Below are 22,149 nucleotides of genomic sequence, written 5' to 3'. Positions count from 1 at the left end.
TACCCGGCGAAGGATAGGGAGGGGACATTTTCCTACCCCCCAAAGCGCGCTAATCCGATGCAAATCTTGATCCGCATCGAGCGCAGCCATCCCAGGAGGTGATCACCATGCCCTCTTTGGCCGCCCCACTATCGCCATGCCTTTCATTCGGGCTACGGCCACACGGCCGCGATCGCCGAAGACGTCTTCCTGGGGTGTCGGCGCCGTCGAGGTCGACTGCACACTGCTCACCGGCGAGAACCCTGGCTCGGCGGTTCCACCGGCCCAGGAACTGCTCAAGGCACTGAGCTGACGACTCAGCTGCACACAGAAGGAACCTCGGAGGCCCCGTACGCATGCTGGGTCGCCGAGTCCTCCTCTACGTACAGCCATACGTACAGCCATACACGTCGGAACCGGTACGATTTACGTGCGACAGCCGAGCTGAAGTAGGAGGATCTCGCCCCCCCCCTCACAGCACCGGGCTTCTGCGCGAGGTTGGAGATCATGAACCACAGCCCCCACCTGAACGAGCTGGGTGAGTTCCTCAAGGCCCGCCGTGCCGAGGTCGGTCCTTCCGAGGTCGGGCTCCGTGGTGGGCAACGGCGGCGTGTGAGCGGTCTGCGCCGTGAGGAAGTGGCACTTCTCACCGCGATCAGTACCGAGTACTACACACGAATCGAACAGGGCCGTCTCCAGGCATCGGCTCCCCTCCTGAACGAGATCGCCGAGGTGCTCCGCCTGAACGACGACCAGCGCACCTACCTGTTCGACCTCGCGGCCAAAGAGAGAGTGCGCCCGCCTACGTCGGGCGATCGCCAGCAGGTGGACACGCAGCTGCAGCGCATCCTGGACGATCTCACCGCCTCGCCGGCTGTCGTCATCGGTCGGCGCACCGACATCCTGGGCTGGAACCAGCTCGCCGCCGCCCTGTGGACCGATTTCAGGCGCTACCCGGAGCAGGAGCGCGTGTTCGTCCGGCTGTTGTTCACCGAACCCTTGGTGCGAGAGCGATATGTGGACTGGGAGGAGGTCGCCCGGCTGGCCATCGCCCATGTGCGCATGGAGAGTGCGCACTACCCCTGCGACCCGCGCCTCACCGCTCTGGTCGAGGAGCTCTCCGCCCGTTACGCACAGTTCCGGCAGTGGTGGACCGCGCATGACGTCGCGATGCGGGGCAAGGGCGTCATGAAGCTACGTCACCCGGTGGTGGGCGAGCTGGCACTCGACTGGAACACGCTGACGTGTGGCACGGACCCCCACCAGAACATCATCGTGTGGACTGCTGAACCCGGTTCCCCTTCCTACGACGGGTTGCGCCTGTTGGCCTCCTGGGCGGCGGACCAGAAGCGGACCGCGTCCGACACCGTCGCCTGACAACTGTCCGGGGCGTCCACCTGTTCAACCAGTCGCGGATGTTCGCCCGTGTCGAACGACGGATGTTCGCCCGTGTCGAACGAGGCGCGCTGCCGACCCAACACGGCCTTCGTCGCGAGCGACTTGCTCGGGGGCGCGATCTTCTCGGCCGCCGCCCCGGTGCTGTGGACGGCGGGCGGCTGGACGGCCGTGACGATCGCCGGCGTGGTCCTCAGCTGCTTCACCCTCGTGGTGTGTGGGCGCTCGGGCGCCAGACCCTTCCCGATGCCTCGGCGGTCCGCGACAGCGGCCGGGTGGTGACGCTGCGCGGCTTCGACGGCCCGGCGGGCGAGGCGTCGCCTTCGAGCCGATCACCGTGTTCCGCTACCCCAGGGAGTGCTCTCGGTGACTACTGCTCCGAGTCCTGCGGTGCTCCGGCGCGACGGAGCATGGTGAGCCACTGGGCCACGACGGCGTCGATGAAGGCGTCGGTGACCTGGCCGCGGTCGAGGAAGAGCCGGGCGAGGACGGGCCCGTACAGCAGGGTGAACTCGTCGTCGCTGATCTGGATGCCCGAAGGCTCCAGCAGCCTGTTGAAGCCGATGTAGCGGTCCTCGCCGATGCGGACGAGTGCCCGGGCGCTGTCGGGGTCGTGGTCGGCCTGGGCGGTGACGGCCAGAGCCGCGGTTCGCACAGACGGCACGCTGACCCCGGCACGCAGGCTCTTCAGCCAGGCGGTGGCCACGGCGCCCACGTCGGTGCCCGGTTCGGGGTAGTTGCCGAGGTCAGGGCCTTCGAGGACGAGGTCGAAGAGCAGTGCGGCCCGGTTGGGCCAGTGCCGGTAGAGGGTCTGACGGGTGACATCAGCCCGCTCGGCCAGTAGGGCGTAGGTCAGCCCGGCCGGTCCGACCTGAGGCAGCAGTTCTCGCGCGACGGCCAGCACGCGGTTGCGGGTGCGCTGCACGCGCGGGTTGCCCGGCGTCGGCTGGCGGCGGTGGGGAGGCTCCTTCATGCCACCACCCTATCGGCAAATCATACGGCGAGTGTGATTGACGTCACATCTCGAATCATACGCTGCGGGTGATACAAATGAAGAGCAATCACACGCACTGGATGATTCCTTGCGTGTCGGTGACTGTGAAAGGTAGTTGGCCATGTCATCTCGCAACCTGCTCGCGCCCGCGTTCGCCCGTACTCGCCTCGGGTCCGGCCCCGGTCTGCTCCTCGCCCACGGTGCCGGCAGCAGCCTGGCCGGCACCTACGGCCCCGTCCTGGAAGGGCTCGCCGCCCGCCACACCGTCGTCGGCATCGACTACCCCGGCAGCGGCGAGACGCCCCGCTCCACGACCCCGCTGTCCGTCGACGACCTCGCCGACCAGCTCGTCGCCGCCGCCGACGCAGAGGGCCTCGACCGGTTCGCCGTGTCCGGCTACTCCCTCGGCGGCCCGGTCGCCATCCGCGCCGCCACCCGCCACCCCGAGCGCGTCACCGCGCTCGTCCTGACCGCCGCCTTCCCGCACCGCGACAACCGGCTCGCTCTCGCCTCCTCGGTCTGGAGCAAGATCGCCGCGTCCGGCGACCGCGAACTGCTCGCCGAATTCCAGCTCATGATGGCCCTCGGCACCCAGGCGCTGGAGTCGATGCCGTCCGAGCAACTGCGGCAGACCCTCGGCTACGTCGCCGCCGGCGCGGCCGACGGCAGCTCCGAGCAGACCGACCTCGTCGGCCAGGTCGACGTCCGGGACGACCTCGCCGGCATCAAGGTCCCCACCCTGGTCGTTTCGACCACCGACGACCGGCTCACCTCCGTCGCCCTGCACCGCCAGCTCGCCGAGAGCATCCCCGGCGCCCAGCTCGCGGAAATCGCCACCGGCCACCTGCCGATGCTGGAGCGGACCGAGGAGTGGCAGCAGCTCATCACCGACTTCCTCGGCAAGCACAACGCCTGAACGCACACCACTGGCGGGGCCACGCGGCGGTCATCGGCGTAGTCCCTCCCGCGGACCGCCCATCGATCACGACTCACCATCACGCAGACGGGTGCCTCCCGGTCCCGGATCACTTGAATCCCAGTGGGTCGGTAGACCCACCTCCCCCTCGATTCCATGGAGGAATCATGCTCGGTTTCGGACAACTCGACGAGTCCACCCACTTCCACGACCAGCAGAAGGAGAAGGCCGGCCCGGTCACCATCATCAACACGTTTGTCGCTCCGGAAGGCAAGGAGGACGAGGTGGTGGCCGCCTGGACGGACGACGCGGAGTACATGAAGAAGTCGGGGAGCCTCCTCTCGGTGCAGCTGTACCGGGGCATCGGCGCCAGCCGGCTGTTCACCAACGTCGCGGTCTGGAAATCCACCGAACACCTCCGCGCAGCGCTCGGCACGCCGGAGTTCGCCGCGCACCTGCAGGGCTACCCTGACGGCACTGTCGCCTACCCGCACCTGTACCAGAAGTTCGCTGTCGAGGGCGTCTGCGAAGGGGAATGACGGCCGCTCCCCGATTTCGGGCTGCCGTTCGCCACGCACACGACGTGTGGCGACGTGTAGTCCCTGGTCAGCCGCCGACTCGCGCCGATGACGCCGATCTGTTCCCGCTGACCTTCCGGCCGGTGCTCTACGTGCTCGGCCTGGTCCGCGCAGAGAGAAACCCAACGGCAGGACGTGCGCGAGGAGGCGTGAGGCCGACCACCAGGAGGCGGGCACTTCCCGTTGCTGGTCCGACGGTCAGGGCAGGGGACGGTGACGGCGGTACCTGGAGCTGTTTCCCGGGTACCGCCAGAAGGCCGGCAGAGCAGCTTTGACTCCCTCCGGCTAGGCGGGAGCATCACCGCAACGTCATCGGCCCGCCCTCCGCGGCGGCGAACCCTGTCACACCGCTGGCGTGGGTGGGGGGGAGACGTACGCGGCTGAGCGCGGTGACGGCGTCGACGAGGTCGCGTTCGTCGTCGACGAGGACGGCTCCGGCCTGCCGCAACGCTGCCTTGGTGACGCGCCAGGAGGTGGCCAGGGCTCCGGTCTGGGAGCGGGCGAAGTCGCCGATGTCGCTGCGTCCGACGACCAGGGCCACGACGGGTACCCGGTCAGTCAGGCGGCGTACGGCCTCGGTGAGACGGCGCCCTTCCGCGGCGGTCTCCACGTGCAGGGCGACGGCCCCTACGTCCTCGTCCTCGGCGAGGTGGAGCAGGACGTCGGCCTGGGTGACGTCCAGGCTGTTGCCCAACCCGACCCCCAGGCGCAGGCCGACGCCGGCCTCGGCAAGGGCGAAGGCCAGCGTGTGGTTCACTCCGCCACTGGCGGCCACGACCGCCACCGGGCCCGGTTCCAGATCGGCCACGCCCGGGACGAAACTGGCCGTCAGCCGTCGGCGCGGGGTGAGGAAGCCCGAGTATCGAGTCCGGCCCTGGCCCAGGAGTCGGCGTCGGTCTCGACGATGAAGGTGCTCAGCGAGTCGCTGATCGGATAGGCGTGGGCGGCGAAGACACCATGGGGGCCGTCCTGGTGGACGAAGGTGAGCCCGTCGAACATGTACGAGGTGCCGAACCAGACGAACTTCGCGCTCGCCACGTCCGCCGTCGGTCCGAAGTCGTCGGCGAACACCGTGCGGAAGCGGCTGTTGGCGCCGTCGCACACCACGACCAGGTCGAAGTCGTCCAGCTCGGCGGGATCACGGATCTCGTGCTGGAAGCGCATCCGAACGCCCTCGGCGCGGGCCCGCTCCTGCAACAGGCTCAGCAGCGTCTTGCGTACGACAGCGGCCATGCCCATGCCGCCGACGCGTTCCCGTGCACCGTGCACGCGGACCTCGATGTCGTCCCAGTGCCGGCCGTGCTTCTCCAGCGCCTCACTGAGGACGGGGTCGGCGGCGTCGATGGCGTCGAGGGTGGCGTCGGAGAAGACCACTCCGAATCCGAACGTGTCGTCGGGGCCGTTGCGTTCGAAGACCACGACCTCGGCGCCGGGCCGGCTCCGCTTCAGCAGTGTCGCGAAGAACAGCCCTCCTGGACCTGCGCCGATGCAGGCAACTTTCATCATCTTTCCTTCGCGCTCACAGCCACGCGGGCAGCCTCGGCGGGGATTCCCGGCCGACGGGATACAGAGGGCCGGGCACAGGGCGTCCGGTCGCGTAGGCAGCCAGACTGGGCAGGTCACCGCTCACCACGATCGGCTCCGCGCTGCCGGGCGCGCCCAGGGACCAGGTACGGACGTCGCCCTTGATCCGTAGCTCGACGGGGGGACAGTCCGGACGGGCCCGGAAAGCGGCGGCGACGTCGTCGACGAGCGCCGCGCACACCTCGTGCGGGACATCGTCGAAGGTGGTGATGTTCAGGTCGACGGTGTGGACCCACACCTCGCGCACTCGCATCCAGGGCACCTGGGAGACAGGTACCTCACGGCCTCGCGCGGTGCGGACGGTCGCTTCCCAGCACTCGTCCGGCAGTGCGGCGAGTTCCTCGGCGAGACGGCCGTCGGCCGCGAGCAGGACAGCACGCAGCTCCTCGGTCGGCCGCCGGGCACCTTCCTCGATCTCGCGCGCACGCTGGTCGCCGCTTGCGTACATGGGCGTCTCGACACCTGTCCGCGCCCAGGTCAGCAGGTTGACGAGGGCGTCGGCATTGCGGGCGACATGGGCGACGACGTGGGCCCTGCTCCAGCCCGGCAGGTACGAGGGCATGGTGAGCCCGGAGTCGGTCAGCCAGTCCACGGCGGCTTCGAAGGCCGCTGTGCCCTTGGCCGCCCACTCCAGCATCGCGGCCGGTCGTGCGCTCACCGTGTCTCCCGGCGACAGGTGTTGCGGCACTCTCCGATCCCCTCGATCCGGGTGACGAGGGCCGTACCGTCCTGCAGATAGCGGGCGGGCTTGCGGGCGTGGCCGACCCCGCCCGGAGTGCCGGTGGCGATCACGTCGCCGGGCACCAGAGTGACGATCTCGGACAGGTACGCGACCAGCGTTGCCGGGTCGAAGACGAGGTCACCGGTGTCGGCCTTCTGGACCGTGTCGCCATCGACTTCACAGGTCAGACTCAGGCCCTGGGCGGACACCGCCGGGTCGTCGGCGGTCACCAGCCACGGTCCGATGGGGGTGGTGGCCTCGAACGTCTTGCCCTGGTCCCACTGGGTGGTGCGGTACTGCCAGTCCCGGGCGGTGACGTCGTTCAGCACGGTGTACCCGGCGATGGCGGCCCGCGCCCGCTCCGTGTCCGCGTGCCGGACCTCGGCACCGATGACGACGCCGAGTTCGGCCTCCCAGTCCATCTGCGTGGACCCGGCGGGCAGGGTCACGTCGTCGTACGCTCCGACCAGCGCTCGCGCGAACTTGGAGAACAGCGTGGGGTGCGAGGGGAGTTCGCGGCCCATCTCCAGAATGTGGGTGCGGTAGTTGAGGCCGACACACACGACCTTCTCCGGCGCAACGACGACGGGGGCGTAGTCCAGGGCACCTTCGTACGCTTCGCCGACGGCGTCCGCGGCACGCGCCGCCCAGTCACCGTGGCGCAGGAAGGCCACCAGGTCGCTCTCGCCGAGGTCCACCGCCTTGCCCTCGTCGACACGGACGGCGCGCGTGGTGCCGTTGACCCGGATGGTGGCGAGCTTCACTTGTGTTCTCCTCGGGAGGTACGGGCGAGTCCCAGGGCTTCGTAGACGGGCTCGTCGCTGAAACGGAACAGGTCGACCTGCGTGCGGGCGGACAGCGAGACCTCGCACCAGGACGGGACGACGAACAGGTCGCCCGTGGCGATCTCGAAGACCTTGTCACCGACACGGGCGACCGCCTCACCCTCGAACACCTGCCAGACCGCGGAGCCGACCGAACGCACGGAGGCGGTCTGTGCACCGGCCCGCAGTCGGCGCATCTCGGTGCGCATGGTGACCAGGGCGTCCCGGCCGGTGGTCGGGTTGGAGAAGCGGACTCCGGCGTGCCCGGGCTCGAGCACGCCGGGTACGCCTTCGTCCTCCAGCTCCAGTTGGGCGGTCAGGGCGGCGTCGGTGTGCTCCCAGCGGTAGGCGCCCAGCGGGGAGTTGGGCTGGTCGGGCCGGCTGATCGGGCGCAGCCCGGGGTGGCCCCACAGTCGCTCACCGCGCGAGCGTTCGGGGGTTTCGCGGGTGGAGAGTTCGTCGGGTCCGAACTCGAAGAAGCCCGCGTCCAGCTTGGAGACGAGGGGGATGTCGAGTCCGTCGAGCCAGGCCATCGGCTTGTCGGTGACGTTCTGGTGCTCATGGAAGGCCCAGCTCGGCGTGAGCAGCAGGTCACCCCGCCGCATCGCGACCGCGTCGCCGTCGACGTTGGTCCACACACCCTCGCCTTCGAGAACGAACCGGAAGGCTCCCTGGCTGTGCCGGTGCGAGGGGGCGACCTCGCGCGGCCCCAGGTACTGGATCGCGGTCCACAGGGTCGGGGTGGCGAAGGGAAGGCCCGGCAGGCCGGGGTTGGACAGTGCCATGGCACGGCGCTCGCCGCCACGCCCGACCGGTACGAGCTCTCCGGAGCGCTGCGCGATGGGCAGCAGTTCCCTCCACCGCCAGAGGTGCGGTACCGCGGCGGGCTGGGGCGACATCGGCATGAGGCCGTCCACCTGCGTCCACAGCGGGATCAGACCCGCGTCCTCGAAGTCCGCGTACAGCTCGTCGAGCAGCTTGCGCTCGGTCTGTTCGCTGGTGGTATCGGTCACGGAGACCTCCAGGTCGTGTGTTCGGCGACCGCCGGAAGAAGCGCGCATCGTTCAGCGCTGGTCCTGACGCTATGCCGCCGTTCCCCCCAACGGAATCCATGAAGTGTAGAATTCCGCTATGGAGAATTCAGCCGGTCCTTCGCCCAGCCCTTCGTATCCGGTGAGCGCCGCCGGCAACGCCCTGCGCGTCGTCCGGCTACTGCACGAGTTCGACGAGCTGCGGGTGATGGACGTCGCCGACCGGCTCGGAGTCGCGCGCTCGACCGCTCACCGCATCCTCGCGATGCTCGTCTTCGAGGGATTCGCGGCGCAGGACCGCCACAAGGTGTACCGGCCGGGGCCGGCTCTGCAGGCGATCAGGGGAAGCCAGGCCGCCCCTCCCCCGGACCTGATCACCATCGCCCACCCCCACCTGCAACGGCTGGCGGACGCCGTCCGTGAGACGACCCACCTGATGGTGCTCGATGGCAACGGAGCCCGCTTCCTGGACGGCGTGGAGGGCCCACAGGCGCTGCGGGTCAGCTACCGCACCGGCACGCTCCTGCCCGCCCACGTGACCTCGGGCGGCAAGGCCATGCTCGCGGCACTGCCGGCGGACCGGCTCCGGGCCCTCTACCCCAACGGGCTCCCCGGGGAGTTGGCCACCGCTTCTTGCGACGTGGAACGCCTGTTCAACGAGCTGGTGGCGGTACGACGGGACGGCTACGCGATCAACCTGCAGGAGAGCGAACGCGGAGTGCACGCCGTCGGTGCCTGTGTGCGCGATCGCACGGGCACCGCGGTGGCCGCCGTGGCGGTCGCGGCTCCGTCGGTCCGGTGCACCCGCGCGAGCCTGGCGGCGTTGTCCCGTCCCTTGCTGGCAGCCGTGCAGGACATCGGTCAGGGGCTGTGAACGGCGCGACGGCGTGCGACACCATCCGTCTCAAGGGTGCCGCACGCCGCGTCTTCGCGTCTTCGCGTCTTCGAGGCGGGTTACGCCGCCTCGAAGACCGGGTTGTTCACTTGTCGTGTCCGGTCACCTCCAGGGACGGCGCCCAGCGCGGCATCTCGCCCCTCCCGGAGACCAGGCGGATGCTCTTGCTGTAGCCGTACTCGCCCAGGGTTTGCGCCGAAGTCTCCCGGCCGTAGCCGCTCGCACCGACTCCGCCGAACGGCGTGCCCGTGAAGTTCCGGTTGTAGTTGTTCACGAAGACGAACCCGGTGTGCAGGGCGCGGCTGACCCGCAGCGCGCGCTCGGAATCCGGCGTGAACACCGCGGCGACCAGGCCGAATTCGGTGCCGTTGGCGATCCTGACGGCCTCGTCCTCGTCATGGAACGGGATCATCGAGATGACCGGGCCGAAGATCTCCTCCTGCGCGATGCGCATGTCCGGGCGAACGCCGGTGAACAGTGTCGGCGCGACGTAGTAGCCGCCCGCCAGCTCCGGGTCGTCGGGGAGCGGCGCCTGCGCCGCGATCGTGGCACCCTCCTGGATACCGATGTCGATGTAGTCCAGCACCCGCTTGCGCTGGGCGGCGGACACCATCGGTCCGATGTGCGTGCCGGGATCGATGCCGTTGCCGACGCGCAGCCGCTTCACCGCGTTGCCGTAGCGGCGCGCGACCTCGTCGTAGATGTCGATGTGGACGAGGACGCGGGACGCCGAGGTGCAGGCCTCACCCTGGTTGAAGAGGCCGCCCTCGATCGCCCACGGCAGCGCCAGGTCGAGGTCCGCGTCCTCGAAGATGATGAACGGGTCCTTGCCGCCGAGCTCCATCAGGGTCGGCGTCAGGTTGTCGGCCGCGGTCTTGATGACCGAGACGCCGGTGGTGGGCGACCCGGTGAACGAGATCTTGCCGACGAGCGGGTGGCCGGCGAGCCGGGACCCGATCGAGCCGGTGCCGGGAAGGATGTGGACCACGTCGTCCGGCAGGACGGACTGGATGATCTCCACCATGCGCATGGCGGAGAGCGGGGCCTGCTCCGGCGGCTTGATCACCACCGCGTTGCCGACGGCCAGCGCCGGGGCCAGCTTGCTGGCGGTGTGGATCGGCGGCCAGTTGAACGGCACGATCGCGGCGATGACGCCGTAGGGTTCGAGCACCGTGATGTCCAGCAGGCTTCCGCCGTCGTTGACCTGGCCGGGCATGGAGTCGCACAGACTCGCGAAGTACTCGAAGAGCCCGATCGCCGCGTTCACGTCCCCGTTGCGCGCCTGGGTCAGGGGTTTGCCGTTGTCGCTGCACTCCAGGGTCGCGATCTCGTCGGCGTGCTCGCGTATCGCCTGAGCGATCTTCCGCAGCCAGCTGCCGCGCTCGCGGGCGGTGCGGGCCTTCCAGGAGAAGTGCGCGTCGTAGGCCGCCTGTACGGCCTGGTCGACTTCCTTGTCGCCGGCGCCCTGGACAACGGCCAGGGGCGCGCCGGTCGCGGGGTTGTCGACGGTGAACTGATCGGCGGCGTCCTGGGACGACCACCGGGTGCGGATCTCGGGTTGTGACGACTTGGCCACGGCCTTGCTCCGTTCAGGGGTGTGCTGGGTCTGACGGCTCGCTCGCAGGATGCGGTGGCAGCCGGTCGATGACGGCCCCTCAGGGCCTGAGAACGATCTTGCCGTTCGTGTGTCGGCGTTCCAGCTCCCGGAAGGCCTCCCGGACTTCGTCGAGCCGGTAGACGCCTGCGACGGGGATCTCCGGATCCCCGTCGGCGATCAGCGTGGCAAGGTCCCGCAGAACGTCGGCGCTTGCCGCCGCCGCGCTGTCCTCCGCCTAGGTGCCGTGCTTCGCCGCGCCGGGGAAGTCGATGATCGTGTTGATCCGTTCACCGGGTACACCGAGTTCCAGGGCCAGTTCGATGTAGGGCGCGCCGAAGGTGTCGATGAAGGCGTCGATCGTGCCGTCGGCCGCCGCGCGGATGCGCTCGCCAACATCCTCGCCGTAGGTCAGTGGGATCGCTCCGTGCCGGGCCAGCCAGGCGTGGTGGGGCTCGCTGGCCAGGCCGATGACGGTGGCTCCGGCGTGCCGGGCGAGTTGGACGACGAGAGAGCCCACTCCACCCGCGGCCCCGGAGACGACGACCGTCTCGCCACGCTTGACCCTGACGGCGTGTACCGCCGCGTACGCCGTGGTCCCGGCGACGAAGAGCGCGCCTGCCTGGTCCCATGGGACGCCCGCCGGTCGGGGGGTGAGGTCGTCCTCGTCGACGATCGCGTACTCGGCGTGGCTGGCCCGCTTACGGGTGAAGCCGATCACTTCGTCACCGACGGCGAATCCGTCGGCTCCCGCGCCGAGTTCCTCGACGATCCCGGCGAGGTCGCTGCCCTGCCCCGACGGAAACGTCGCCGGAAACCTGTCGTGCAGCAACCCCTGCCGGATCGCCGCCTCGCCCGGGTTGATCCCGGCCGCCAACACCCTGACGAGGAGCTGGCGTTCACCGGGCCCGGTCCGCTCGACGTCGACCACGTTCAGTACGTCGATGCCGCCGTACTCGGCGAATCGCACTGCTTTTGACATCGTGGCTCCTCAGGTCGCGCCGCGGGTGAAGGAAATGCGGGACCACGCGGACGGTCGGTCGTTCACAGCCCCAGAATGCGTTCGGCGTTACCGTGCGCGATGCGCGCGAGGTCGGCCTGCGCGTACGGTGCGGAACGCAGGAACGCCACCGCCTCGGCGCTGGACTCGAACGGGTAGTCGATGGAGAACAGCACCCGGTCGACACCGACGGCATGGACGGCTCCCAGCAGCGCGGCATGGGACATCACTCCGCTGGTAGTGGCGTACACGTTGTTCCGCAGGTAGTACGAGGGCTGGTGCTGCACCCTCTTCTCAACCGGAACTTGGGCGGGGTAGCGGCTGTCGAGCCGAGCCATCTGGAACGGCAGCAGCTCGCCCATGTGTCCCAACGTGACTGACGCGCCCGGGAACTCGTCGAACACGCCGCCGTAGATCAGCCGGAGCGCATGGGCGCCCACCGTCGCGGTCCAGCCCCAGGACGGCCCGACCAGCACGGGATACCCGTCGAAGACACGCCAGTTGTCGGCCGGAATGACAGCCGGATGCAGATACAGCGTCACGCCGAGGCGCTCCAGCTCGGCCCATACGGGCCTGAACTGCGGCTCGTCCAGGTAGTGCCCCCGTACATGGTCGTTGTACAGCACACCCTTGAGCCCGAGTTCCTTCACCGCCCGACGCAGCTCCACGACCGCGGCCTTCGGGTCCTGCAGCGGAAGCACCGCGAAGCCCGCGAACCGGTTCGGATGACTGGCGACCGCCTTGGCCAGATAGTCGTTGACCCGCCGCGCCACGACCACCGCCTCCGCCGGATCCTCGATCACTTCCAGGCCAGGCGTGGAGTACGAGAGGACCTGCATGTCGACGCCGTTGGCGTCCATGTCCTCCAGCCGCAGCTCGGTCACGTCGTCCAGGCGCCGGAACCACTCCCGCTTGGTCTCGTCCGTTGCCTCCAAGCGCTGACGGATCGCTGCCTCCTGCCGGATGGCTCCGGGGATGGAGAACGCTTCTTCCACAGCTACGATGCGCATCTTCTTCTCCCCTTGGCGTTCCCATGGCCTTTCGAGCCGCCGACCGTCGTGGAGGCACGGCTGCCAGGCGCTGCCTCGGCGGCGAGCGCGGATTGTCCCGCGACCAGACCGCCGGCCACGGTGGCTCCTCCGGCAGCGGCGGTCGCAGCAAGGAATCTTCGCCGGGTGGCTGTGGTCGAGGGCTCGGCGGGTGGAGCCACGCCTTGGACGGGACGTTCGTTGGACATGCCCGCTCTCCCTCGATGGTGGCGCGGTGGTTGTCGGGACGTACCAATCGCTGTCGCGCTCCGCGAAGGTGCGCGTCGTTTTCTCCCGGTGGTCCGATGCCCCTCCGAGCCGCCGCCGTCGAGTTGTGTCGGCGGGCATGGCCTCGGCTGGTTGTGGTCGGCTCGCACCATCGGCGGGCCGCGTCCGGCGACCGGGTCCGAGGTCGTGCGCTGTCTCGAACCCGGTGCCAGGCCGGTCAACGACCGGTCGCGTGACGAGGTGGATGCCGGACCGGGCTCGGCCCGAACCGTTCGCCTCTGCCCGTCAGTTGGTCAGCTGGTCGGGTCGGCCTTCTCGCCGCCCTCGGCCAGGATCCTGTTGCGAACGCCGGCGAGGGCACCCGCCATCGCGCCCGCGGGCCTGCCGAAGGTGGTGGCCGAGAACTGGGCGGGGCCGGTCTTGGCGGTGAAGGAGTGCGGGTAGGCGAACTCCCGGAGCCCTTCCTCCCCTTGCTTGCGCCCGTAGCCGCTGTCGCCGCGACCGCCGAAGGGCACGGCGGGGTTGATGGAGAACACCAGGGCGTCGTTGATGCTGGTCATTCCGACGCGGAGCTGCCGGGCGATGGCTTCGCCGCGGTCGCGGCTGAAGACCGCGCTGCCCAGTCCGTACCGGCCGCCGTTGATGTGGGCGATGGCCTCCTCCGTGTCGGTGACCTTGACGACGGCCAGCGTGGGACCGAACGTCTCCTCCGTCACCGCCAGGGCGTCGGGGCTCACGCCGACGAGGATGGTGGGAGTGACATAGCGCTCCCCCACTGCCTCGATGCCACCGACAGTGGCTGTCGCGCCGCGATCGAGAGCGTCCTGGATGTGCTCCCGGATGATCGGGATCTGGGTGGGCAGGGGAACCGGCCCGATCTCCGCGTCCTCGTCGCTGCCGACGCGTATCTGCTTGGCGAGATCGCTGATCTTCTCGACGAACTCGTCGTGAACCGACTCGGCGACGTAGGCCACTTCGAGGCTGATGCAGCCGTGTCCAGTGTTCTGCATGGCGCCCCAGACGATGTGCCTGGCGGCTTCGTCCAGGTCGGCGTCCTCGGCCACGATGACGCCGTCCTTGCCCCCGAGTTCCAGCAGAACGGGGGTCAGGGTCTGCGCACACTGGGCGGCCACCGTCTTGCCCGTGGCGACGCTGCCGGTGAACGCGAGCTTGTTCAGGCCGGCCTCGATGAGCGCTCCACCGGTGGCCCCGAACCCGTTGAGACACTGCAGGACGTTCGGGAAGTCGGGGACCGCGCGCTGCCAGGTCCGGACGATCCACTCCCCGACGCCGGGCGTGATCTGGCTGGGCTTGAGAATGGCGGCGTTTCCGGCCGCGATCGCCTCGATCAGGATGGCCCCCGGCGTGAGCAGGGGAAAGTTCCACGGGCCGATGACGCCGACGACGCCGTAGGGCTGGTACTCAACCCACGCTCGCTGGTTGGGCACGGTGGGGCTGTCCGGGACCTCCCGGCGTCCCAGCACGCGCTCAGCGTTCTCGATGGCGTACTGCACGTGCTCCAGAATCCCGAGCACCTCCAGGCGGGCCTCATCGAGGGGCTTGCCGTTCTCGGCGTGAATGAGGGCGACCCCCTCCTCGCCGCTCACGGCGATCTCCCGCCGCCACGCGCGCAGCCGCTCCGTGCGGCCCTCGAATCCGAGGTCCCACCAGGGCGCGGCGACCGAGCGGGCGGCGGCGACGGCCGCGGCCGCCTCTTCCTTGCCGGCCACGGGGTACCGGGCGAACTCGGCTCCGGTGGCTTGATCGACGGTGACCACCTCGCTCCCGTCCTGTCCGAGAACTCCGTCACGCGTGATCATTGGAATGTTGTTGGTCACGGGTTTCTCCCACTTTCTTACGACCGCCTGCGCCCGAGCAGCACCTCGAGGGTGATGGCAGATGACGGACGCGGTCTCCGGCGCGGTGAAGGGCCGCTGCGTGACAGCGGGTGCGCGCCGACATGAATGACTTCAGCTGGCCCGAGGGCCGCAGCAAGTACAAGATTATCAATCCGCTGGCAAGTGTCAAGCGCTTGATAGGCAGTAAGCCTCTTGCGTCTCAGGCGGTCACGTCGAGGGCGGCGCGAACGATGCTGTCCGCATCGAGCCCGTGATGGCGGTAGACGTCCTCGATCGATCCGGACCGTCCGAACCGAGTCACGCCGAGGGAGGAGACAGGAACACCGTTGACGGTGGCCAGGAAGGCCAGGGTGTGCGGATGGCCGTCGAGAACGGTGACCAGCGGGGTGGCGCGCTCGGTCGGGAAGACCTGATCCAGCACCCAGGACTCGGCCTGTTCGTGGCCCTGCCCGGCGCGCACCGCCCGGTACAGGAGGTCGGGGCTGGTGACACACACCACATCCGCCGGGACGCCGACCTGAGCCAGCCGATCAGCGGCCGCCAGCACCTCCGGAACCAACTGCTGGCAGACGGAAAGATCCAGCCGATCATCGACCGGGCCTACCCCCTCGCAGAGGCGACTGAGGCCCACACCTACCTGGAAAGCCATCGGCAGACCGGCAAAGTACTCCTCCTGCCCTAACTGGGCCGCAGACCGCCGGCGCGACTGCCCTAGGCTCGCGGATCTGTGTACCGAGCGGCGAGTGTGGGCTGGTTGCCGCCCACGCCAAAGGCGGTCTCTGCGGTGAGCAAGGCGTCCAGGGCGGAGTCCAGATTCTCCAGACCGGGGGCGCAGACGGTCTCACCGAGGCGCAGCCCGGCCAGGCTGGCCGATGCCACATCCTGGGGCGTCATCGCCCAGGGGATGTTGTGGCCGGCGCCGCTGTTCCACTCCGTGGCCACGACGCCGGGGCACACGACCTGGACCCGGAGGGGGGTGTCGGCGAGTTCATTGGCAAGGGTGCGGGTGAAGCCCAGGGTGGCGGCCTTCGCGGCGACATACAGGGTGCGCCGGGGCGCTCGCGCGTCGGTGAGGCCCGCACTGAAGGCGAGGAGCGAGGCGACAGTGACGATCGCGCCTTCGCCTGCCGCGAGCATTCCGGGAAGTGCGGCGTGGACCAGCCGGACGGGGGCGACGGCGTTGAGGGTGAGCAGGCGGTCGATGTCGGCAGGGTCGACGTCGGCGAGCGGGGCGTAACCGCCGGCGCCGGCGTTGCTGATCAGCATGCGCACGTCCCCGGCGGCCAGGCGGACGGTGACAGCGTCGATGCCGTCATGGGTCATGAGGTCGGCGGGCAGCACCTCGACGGCCGCTCCATGGGCGCGGAGTTCCTCGGCCAGGTCGGCGAGCCGGTCGGCGCGTCGCGCCACCAGAACGAGGTCGTGGTCATCTGCCAGGAGACGGGCGTAGGCGGCGCCGATGCCGGAGGAGGCGCCAGTGATCAGAGCAATGGTGCGATTCATGCGACCAGCATTCCTCAACCGCTAGGCAAGTGTCAAACGCTTGATTGCTCTTAAGTGTCGTATCCTTCTCGCGTGATACGAAATGACGAGGAGCCCGTCGAGCTCGGCGCGCTTGACCGAGTGACCTGGGCTTTGCGCCGCGCGGAACTGGCCGTGCAGAGCCTCAAGGAGCAGCGACTGCGCCCGCTGGGCCTGGCGGCGGCGCACTACACGCTCCTGATCTCCGTGCACGACGAACCGGGTCTGACCGGCGCCGAACTTGCCCGCCGCCTCAACGTAACCCCCCAGGCCATCGCCTCACTGGTGGCGCGTCTGGAGAGCCGCGGGCAGTTGGAGAGACGCGAGCATCCGCGCCACCGGCACATCCAGGAACTGCATCTCACCGACGCCGGTCGGGAAGCGCTGCGCGCGGCCGACAAAGTGATCGCCGACATCGAGCGGCAGATCACCGGTGACCTCGGCCCGGAGGATTCGGCGCAGATGCGGGCGCTGCTCGACCGGGTGACCGAGACGATTCGCGAGGACTGACCTCGCGGCGGCGCTCTCAGTTTGACTGCCGTCGGGCCAGGCGAACCCGGTTCACGTGGCAACCGGTGGCCGGTTGGTGGGCTCGGCGAGGCCGATCTCGTAGGTATGGGTGACCGCTTGAGCTCGGTCCCGCAGTTCGAGCCTGGCGAGAATCCGCTCGACGGCACATGGAGCCGGGTGCGCTTCGACATCGTCCTCGCCCCCAAGGGCGTATGACGGTGTCTGCCGTCGGGGTTCAGCGCTGATGCTGACGCACACCGAGGTGGCCCGGTGGCAAACGACCAGCTCGGTCCGCACAGCAGGCGCGAAGCGTGTCGTTTCACACTCGCTACCGGCGCTTCGCGTCACCCGCGGCCAGCAGGCATCCACCACCGGTCCCGGCCAGTGCCTCCGCCGTGACGAGCGTTCCGCCCTCGACTGGTGCTCGGGGCGGCCCGGGCGCGCGGTCGCGGCGGGCGCTCCGGTCGTCCCGGCCGGCCTGCTGCCGGTGGCCCGGCGCCGGCATGTTCGTGAGGCGGTCAGCCGTCGAGGGTGTGCGGGTCGTCGTCGAGATGAGCCTGGCCCGTGCCCCCGCACCCTCCCACGAGGGTGAGTGCCGCTGCCACCAGAGCAGCCACGCCACCGACCACGTACGCGATGGGGAAACTGTGGCTGAGGACGCCGAAAGCGATGTCCTTGAGCGGGTTGAGGGGTGCGACCTGGCCATTGGGCAGTGGGACCTCGGCCGGGACCGAGTTGGCTCCGAGCGGGCCCGATGCCACGGCGTGAACTGCCGCTTCCAGCTCCGCTTTCTGGTCCGCGGGAGCATGGGCCGGCGAGGCCTGGAAAGCCGCACAAGCCTCGCTCAGCCCTGGATTGCCGGCCAGGGTGCGGCCGATCTCCTTGGCGGCGCGGCCCAGCGCGATGGCACCGATGATCGCGGGGCCGAGGGCGAACCCCAGGTCACGGAACGTGCTCGTGGCGCCGCTTGCCATACCGGCGAGGTGGTTGGGCACTGCACCCGACGTTCCGCCTGACCCTGCCGCCTCGCGTGGTCGCCCCCGGTTTCCGGTCGTGCGCGTCGGCCCCGTTTCAGGCGGCTGCCACTCGGGAGCGGGCGATGGGCACGATGCACCACCAGGTGACGCAGCGCAGGCACCACTCCAGGGGCCCGTAGCGGAACCGGCGCAGCCACCAGTGGCTGAAGGGTGCCTGCACCGCGATGATCCCCGCGGCCAGCAGCATGGCGGTGCCCCAGCGCCCGGAGTCCTTGAGGCCGAGCAGCGGGGAGGCGGCGGTGATGGCGAGTGTGGCGGTGATGTAGTTGGTCAGTGCCATCCGGCCGAGCGGTTCCAGCACCGCCGACAACGGACGGCCGAGCGGCGCGCGCAGCAGGAGCAGCAAGGCGGTGGCGTAGGTGAGGGCGCCGAGCAGGCCGGCTTCGGCGGCGATGCGGGTGGCGAACGGCCCGAGCGACGAATAGGTGTGCTGGCACCACACCGCGGCGGCTGCCGCCGGGGCCGCCAGGGCGAGAACGGCGGCCAGTTGGCCGGTGCGGCGGTCCAGGGTGTGGGCGATGCCGAGGCGGGCGACCGCCAGGCCGAGCAGGAACAGGCCCGGGATGCTGAGAATTCCGCCGCTGACCAGGGTGACCGAGGCGACGGTGCCCAGCAGGCCGCCGGTCAGCACCAGCCAGGTCGGCAGCCAGGTGGCAGGCACCAGGATGACGAGTCCGGCGATCGCGTACGGTGCCAGCGCCTCACCGGGCTGGAGGAGTTGGTGGGCGGCGCCGAGCAGGCCCAGAGCGATCAGCCGGCGCGTCAGGAGCAGCCGGGGACGGTCCGAGCGCTGGGCGGCACTGTCCAGGAAGATCGCGAAGCTGAGCCCGAAGAGGAAGCAGAAGATCGGGAAGAAGCGTTCCTGGACGAACAGGTCGAGGAACTTTGCGATGGGGTACCAGTGGTGGGCGCTGTCTACCTGATTCATGGGCGTGATCTGGTTGACGTTCACCAGGAGGATGCCGCAGAGCGCAAAGCCGCGCAGGGCGTCGAGGGCGGTGATCCGCCGTGCGGTTTCCCGCCGGGGAACCGGAGTTGGTGCTGTGTCGCCGAGCGCCGGAGTCGTGAGATTCATGAGGCCAACGATGCTTTCGAGTGGTGGCTGAGCGCTTCGGCCCGGCGGCCGATCGGCCTCGGCCCCCGGGCCGATCTCCTTCCGCGGGGAGCTCGGCCGAGGAGACCGTTCCGAGGCCGTGCCGAGGCGGGCCCGAACTCGGGCCCGTGCAGCGCGATTCGAGGACGGGACCCCAGTCTCAGGAGGGGAGAAAAAATCCCATCAGGGCGAGCAGCACGCACGAGCCGAGGTTGACCGTCCGGTAGTGCAGGAAGATCGCGGCGAACTCGCGGATGGTCGCGCTGGGCCAGAAGTAGGCGGCGGTGGGCGAGCCGATGACCTGGCCGTTCACGCCGGTGCGCCGGGCCGTCAGGGCGCCGCGGAAGACGTGGAAGTTGTTGGTGACGACCACACACCGGTGGTCCGGCACGCGTTCCCGCATGAGCGCCTCGCTGAAGCGCAGATTCTCCTCCGTGGTGCGCGAGCGGTTCTCCCGTACGACATGCCGCTCCGGGACGCCACGGGCGATGAGGTAGTCGGCCATCGCCTCGGCCTCGGGCAGGTCCTCGTCGGGGCCCTGGCCGCCGGAGGTGACCAGCACGGGCGGCGTACCCCGCGCCGCCTGCGCCTCGTACACCGCGCGCGCCCGCTCCAGTCTGCTCGCCAGCAGGGGCGGCACCCGGGAGCCGCCGACCAGCCCGGAGCCGAGGACGACGACGAAGTCCACGTCGTGACGGACCTTCAGCCGCGCGTAGAGGAAGGCATAGGCGAGGAACGACAGGAAGACGTACGAGACGTAGCCGGCCACGAGGAGGACCGCTCCGTCGACGCGCCGCAATGGCGGCGAGTCGAGGTCGGCGGCCGTCACGGTGAGCGTGACGCAGCCGAGGACGGCCAGCCCCGCCAGCCCGGAAAGCAGGTTGGCGGGGCGTCGGCCCTCCTTGCGGACCATCGTCACCCCGTTCGCGATCAGGAAGAACGCGATGGCCAGCACCCCCAGAGCCAACAGCGCGAAGGCGAGGGTCACCGCCGCGAGGAGTGGTGCGGGCGCGCTGCCGGCTGCCACTTGGGCGAGCAGCGCCAAGGTCAGCAGGACGAGGCACAGTCCGAGGAGGACGGCGTTGCCGAAGCGGCGGGGGTCTTGCCGCGTCCTGGCCAGGAAGAGCAGGAAGGCCAGCCCGGCGAGGAACGCGAAAATGACGGTAGGCATGGGTTGTTGTCACCTTTGCTGATCGGCGGGGCGTTGCCCTGGCCCGGGATGCGGGTACGGCGGTGGCCTGTTACTCGGGGCGTGGGCCCGACTGCTCCGTGACCGACCTCAGCAGCGGGCGGCTGAGCGCGCCGGCCGCCAGCAGTCCCGCGACGCCGACGCCGAAGCACAGGGCGAGCAGGGCCATGCCGCCGGTGTCGACAGATGTGCCGCTACCGAGGGTGAGCGGGGAGGCGGTGAAGATGCCGGTCAGGGCTGCTCCGCCGGCGAGGACGGCCACGGGGAGGAGGGTCTCCTTGCGGCGGGCCGCGTCCAGGGTCCGCAGCGGGGTACCCGCGAGGCGGAGCAGGCCGTAGGTGCGGCGGCGGTCCAGGACGGAGGATGCCGCGGTGATGCCCGCGGAGGCGATCGCGGTGATGAAGGTGACGCCGAGGACGACCCGGGTGGCGGCGGCGAAATCGTCTGCGAACAACCTGGTCGACCAGTTGACGTCGGTTCCGGTGACTGGGTACTGGCCGGGTACGAGGGACGTCAGCGCGGTGCGGGCTCTGTCCAGCTTCTCGGTGCCGCCGGGCACGGTGGCTACGACCTGCACGGTGTTCTCGCCCCCCTGGGCGACCCAGTCGGTGTTTGTGCCGACGGTGGCGGTGACCCCCGCGTGTTCCAGGCGGTGCCGCGCCTCCTGTTGGACCACGGCCACCCGAGCCTTGGGAACAGCCATGGCAAGGGTGTCCGGATGTCCCCACGGCGAGACGCCGGAGATCCCGAAGAGAGCGAAGAACCCGGCCACGAACCCGGCGAGGGTGAGCCCGGAGACCGTACGCCAGCCGCTCTTGGGATCGTCCAGCAGGCGGCGGCCGGCCAGCAGGGTCGCCGGCTTCTGGGCAAGGGCGCAGATGATCCGCCCGAGGACGCCGACCACCCACGGGCCGATCACGGACAGGGCGAGGAAGACCAGGGCGAAGAACACCAGGGGGCCGTTGACGTCACTGACATCACTCTTGTGCTCCTCGGTGTACCAGCTGTAGCCCAGGATCACCGCGACGAAGGCCAGGGCGCGCAGGAAGCTCATGCGGGGTGGCTTGGAGCGGCGCGCCACGCCCAGGGGGCCGACGACGACCTGGCGCAGCCCGACGAGCGCGCTGACGACCACCATGGCGACGACACCGGCGAGCACGGCGAGCAGCACCGGGAGCCCCACCCACAGGTCTGCCGCGTACCAGGAGCCGCCCGCCACGGACACCCGCGCGGTGGCCGGCAGGAGCAGTCCGTATCCGATGGTGCCCAGCAGCGCGCCCGCCGCGCCGGTGAGGGCCGCCTCGGCGGCGGTCATCCCGGCGATCCGGCCCGGGGTGGCGCCGATGAGCCGCAGTGCGGCGAGGCGCTGGTCGCGGCGGGAGACCGACAGGCGGGCGGAGGAGGCGCCCAGGACCAGCAGCGGTACGACGACGAGGATGGTGGCGATCTTCGCGAGAGCCACGTACCCGCTGCCGATGCCGTCGGTCGAGCGCTGGCCGGTGAAGTCGGCGACCCGGGTGGGGGTGACGGTGTCGCCGGGGCGGCGTGCATCGTCTTCGCGCGGGGTGGTGACGGCGGCGGCGGTCGGCCTGTGGCCGACGACCGCGACCAGTTCGCCGGGGTGGGCCAGTGCCGCGCGGCCGAGGGTCTCCGCCGCGGTGCCGGGCACGGGATGCCGGTCGGCGGGAAGGCGGTGGAACAGGTCGGCGAGGGCCGGGGAGACCCACACCTCGCCCGGCTCGGGGAAGCGGGGCATGCCGGGCGGGGCGGGGGCCTTCTTGCCCGGGAGCTGTGCCACGTCGACGACCGTGACGGGGGTACCGCCGCTGAAGGTGGTGCCGACCGCCTCGACGGCGACGGGAGCCGCGGACTTGACGGGGGTGCGCCAGTCGATGCGGTCGGCTCGCTGCTGGAAACCGAGGTTGACGGCCACGCAGAGCAGCAGGAGCGCGGTGCTGATGGCGGCCGCGGCGACGGACAGGGAGGTGGACAGCAGCCCGGTGCGGCCTCCGGCGCGGGTCAGCCGCCAGGTCAGGGTCCAGGTGGTGCGGTCCAGGGCCGTCCTCGGGTTCGGTGCCCTCATCGGTCGTACCTCGCGTCCGCGTCGTCGTCGGCCGGGCGTCCGGCGGTGCCCCGGGCGGCGTGGGCGGCGCCGTTCCCGCCTGCGGCCCCG

At 70.0% G+C, this 22,149-nt stretch carries 24 protein-coding genes; 6 read left to right on the top strand and 18 right to left on the bottom strand.

Features of this window, described 5'->3' with window-relative positions; all coding sequences use genetic code 11:
* The first annotated feature begins 486 nt into the window (after positions 1-486).
* The gene (locus AWZ10_RS37685) at positions 487-1,356 is read left to right on the top strand and encodes a helix-turn-helix domain-containing protein (RefSeq protein WP_046703276.1); all 870 of its coding nucleotides are present in this window, start codon (positions 487-489) and stop codon (positions 1,354-1,356) included.
* On the opposite strand, the gene AWZ10_RS37680 is transcribed toward AWZ10_RS37685, so the two are convergent.
* Entirely contained in the window at positions 1,284-1,580 is a 297-nt protein-coding gene (locus AWZ10_RS37680; protein ID WP_060893257.1) for a hypothetical protein, read from the bottom strand. The two genes, AWZ10_RS37685 and AWZ10_RS37680, sit on opposite strands and share 73 nt — an antisense overlap.
* Before the next feature lie 164 nt (positions 1,581-1,744).
* The gene (locus AWZ10_RS37675) at positions 1,745-2,347 is read right to left on the bottom strand and encodes a TetR/AcrR family transcriptional regulator (RefSeq protein WP_046703274.1); all 603 of its coding nucleotides are present in this window, start codon (positions 2,345-2,347) and stop codon (positions 1,745-1,747) included.
* A 142-nt stretch (positions 2,348-2,489) separates the two neighbouring features.
* Here AWZ10_RS37675 and AWZ10_RS37670 point away from each other — a divergent pair, with 142 nt between their 5' ends.
* Both AWZ10_RS37670 and AWZ10_RS37665 read left to right on the top strand, forming a co-directional pair.
* Positions 2,490-3,284 (top strand): alpha/beta fold hydrolase, encoded by a 795-nt coding sequence (locus AWZ10_RS37670; protein ID WP_046703273.1) that lies wholly within the window; start codon positions 2,490-2,492, stop codon positions 3,282-3,284.
* A gap of 167 nt (positions 3,285-3,451) precedes the next feature.
* Positions 3,452-3,823 (top strand): antibiotic biosynthesis monooxygenase family protein, encoded by a 372-nt coding sequence (locus tag AWZ10_RS37665; protein ID WP_060893256.1) that lies wholly within the window; start codon positions 3,452-3,454, stop codon positions 3,821-3,823.
* Positions 3,824-4,160: 337 nt separating this feature from the next.
* Here the strand turns inward: AWZ10_RS37665 and AWZ10_RS48905 are convergent, their stop codons facing one another.
* From AWZ10_RS48905 to AWZ10_RS37640, 5 genes are read right to left on the bottom strand one after another with little or no spacing between them, the layout of a single operon-like run.
* Complete coding sequence (locus tag AWZ10_RS48905; protein WP_240439533.1) at positions 4,161-4,670, bottom strand: hypothetical protein; 510 nt, start codon at positions 4,668-4,670, stop codon at positions 4,161-4,163.
* 20 nt (positions 4,671-4,690) lie between these two features.
* On the bottom strand, positions 4,691-5,368 hold the full coding sequence (locus AWZ10_RS50835) for an FAD-dependent monooxygenase (RefSeq protein ID WP_240439534.1): 678 nt from the start codon (positions 5,366-5,368) through the stop codon (positions 4,691-4,693).
* A 13-nt stretch (positions 5,369-5,381) separates the two neighbouring features.
* Complete coding sequence (locus AWZ10_RS37650; protein WP_052769503.1) at positions 5,382-6,104, bottom strand: maleylpyruvate isomerase family mycothiol-dependent enzyme; 723 nt, start codon at positions 6,102-6,104, stop codon at positions 5,382-5,384.
* Positions 6,101-6,931 carry a fumarylacetoacetate hydrolase family protein gene (locus tag AWZ10_RS37645; RefSeq protein WP_060893254.1) on the bottom strand — a complete coding sequence of 277 codons (831 nt, stop codon included), beginning with the start codon at positions 6,929-6,931 and terminating at the stop codon, positions 6,101-6,103. Before AWZ10_RS37645 ends, AWZ10_RS37650 begins: the two co-directional genes overlap by 4 nt.
* A complete protein-coding gene (locus AWZ10_RS37640) occupies positions 6,928-8,004 on the bottom strand; it encodes a cupin domain-containing protein (RefSeq protein WP_046703268.1) in 1,077 nt (358 codons plus the stop codon). The genes AWZ10_RS37645 and AWZ10_RS37640 overlap by 4 nt, the downstream gene beginning before the upstream one ends.
* 118 nt (positions 8,005-8,122) lie before the next feature.
* Between AWZ10_RS37640 and AWZ10_RS37635 the strand changes: the two genes are divergently transcribed.
* The gene (locus AWZ10_RS37635) at positions 8,123-8,896 is read left to right on the top strand and encodes an IclR family transcriptional regulator (RefSeq protein WP_063809829.1); all 774 of its coding nucleotides are present in this window, start codon (positions 8,123-8,125) and stop codon (positions 8,894-8,896) included.
* A gap of 106 nt (positions 8,897-9,002) precedes the next feature.
* Here AWZ10_RS37635 and AWZ10_RS37630 read toward each other — a convergent pair whose 3' ends face one another.
* The 6 genes from AWZ10_RS37630 to AWZ10_RS54410 all read right to left on the bottom strand — a co-directional run bounded on the left by AWZ10_RS37630 (position 9,003) and on the right by AWZ10_RS54410 (position 15,173).
* Positions 9,003-10,493 (bottom strand): aldehyde dehydrogenase family protein, encoded by a 1,491-nt coding sequence (locus AWZ10_RS37630; protein ID WP_060893252.1) that lies wholly within the window; start codon positions 10,491-10,493, stop codon positions 9,003-9,005.
* A gap of 79 nt (positions 10,494-10,572) precedes the next feature.
* Positions 10,573-10,713 (bottom strand): zinc-binding dehydrogenase, encoded by a 141-nt coding sequence (locus AWZ10_RS55555; protein WP_319062283.1) that lies wholly within the window; start codon positions 10,711-10,713, stop codon positions 10,573-10,575.
* Positions 10,714-10,749: 36 nt separating this feature from the next.
* Positions 10,750-11,493, bottom strand: a complete 744-nt coding sequence (locus tag AWZ10_RS37625) for an NADP-dependent oxidoreductase (RefSeq protein ID WP_319110742.1) — start codon at positions 11,491-11,493, stop codon at positions 10,750-10,752.
* 62 nt (positions 11,494-11,555) lie between these two features.
* A complete protein-coding gene (locus AWZ10_RS37620) occupies positions 11,556-12,521 on the bottom strand; it encodes an amidohydrolase family protein (RefSeq protein ID WP_060893251.1) in 966 nt (321 codons plus the stop codon).
* A gap of 539 nt (positions 12,522-13,060) precedes the next feature.
* Complete coding sequence (locus AWZ10_RS37615; protein WP_159014881.1) at positions 13,061-14,605, bottom strand: aldehyde dehydrogenase family protein; 1,545 nt, start codon at positions 14,603-14,605, stop codon at positions 13,061-13,063.
* A gap of 220 nt (positions 14,606-14,825) precedes the next feature.
* Entirely contained in the window at positions 14,826-15,173 is a 348-nt protein-coding gene (locus AWZ10_RS54410; RefSeq protein ID WP_456340305.1) for a transketolase-like TK C-terminal-containing protein, read from the bottom strand.
* Between AWZ10_RS54410 and AWZ10_RS56000 the strand changes: the two genes are divergently transcribed.
* Positions 15,066-15,308: a zinc-binding dehydrogenase gene (locus AWZ10_RS56000; protein WP_060893249.1), complete on the top strand. Its 243-nt coding sequence runs from the start codon at positions 15,066-15,068 to the stop codon at positions 15,306-15,308. The two genes, AWZ10_RS54410 and AWZ10_RS56000, sit on opposite strands and share 108 nt — an antisense overlap.
* A 29-nt stretch (positions 15,309-15,337) precedes the next feature.
* On the opposite strand, the gene AWZ10_RS37600 is transcribed toward AWZ10_RS56000, so the two are convergent.
* Entirely contained in the window at positions 15,338-16,129 is a 792-nt protein-coding gene (locus AWZ10_RS37600) for an SDR family NAD(P)-dependent oxidoreductase (RefSeq protein WP_046702410.1), read from the bottom strand.
* Between the two features lie 72 nt (positions 16,130-16,201).
* Between AWZ10_RS37600 and AWZ10_RS37595 the strand changes: the two genes are divergently transcribed.
* Positions 16,202-16,657: a MarR family winged helix-turn-helix transcriptional regulator gene (locus tag AWZ10_RS37595; protein ID WP_046702411.1), complete on the top strand. Its 456-nt coding sequence runs from the start codon at positions 16,202-16,204 to the stop codon at positions 16,655-16,657.
* A 518-nt stretch (positions 16,658-17,175) separates the two neighbouring features.
* Here the strand turns inward: AWZ10_RS37595 and AWZ10_RS37590 are convergent.
* The 4 genes from AWZ10_RS37590 to AWZ10_RS37575 all read right to left on the bottom strand — a co-directional run bounded on the left by AWZ10_RS37590 (position 17,176) and on the right by AWZ10_RS37575 (position 22,059).
* A complete protein-coding gene (locus tag AWZ10_RS37590) occupies positions 17,176-17,631 on the bottom strand; it encodes a hypothetical protein (RefSeq protein ID WP_244172681.1) in 456 nt (151 codons plus the stop codon).
* 97 nt (positions 17,632-17,728) lie between these two features.
* Positions 17,729-18,769, bottom strand: a complete 1,041-nt coding sequence (locus AWZ10_RS37585; protein WP_079104595.1) for a DUF418 domain-containing protein — start codon at positions 18,767-18,769, stop codon at positions 17,729-17,731.
* Positions 18,770-18,947: 178 nt separating this feature from the next.
* Entirely contained in the window at positions 18,948-19,958 is a 1,011-nt protein-coding gene (locus tag AWZ10_RS37580) for a YdcF family protein (RefSeq protein ID WP_060893247.1), read from the bottom strand.
* Between the two features lie 70 nt (positions 19,959-20,028).
* A complete protein-coding gene (locus AWZ10_RS37575; RefSeq protein WP_060893246.1) occupies positions 20,029-22,059 on the bottom strand; it encodes an FtsX-like permease family protein in 2,031 nt (676 codons plus the stop codon).
* Positions 22,060-22,149: the final 90 nt, after the last annotated feature.

Origin of the sequence: Streptomyces europaeiscabiei, assembly GCF_001550375.1 — a bacterium.
GTDB lineage: Bacteria > Actinomycetota > Actinomycetes > Streptomycetales > Streptomycetaceae > Streptomyces > Streptomyces europaeiscabiei.
The sequence above is the reverse complement of the archived record's forward strand: the minus strand, read 5'-3'. Positions and strand labels throughout refer to the sequence as shown.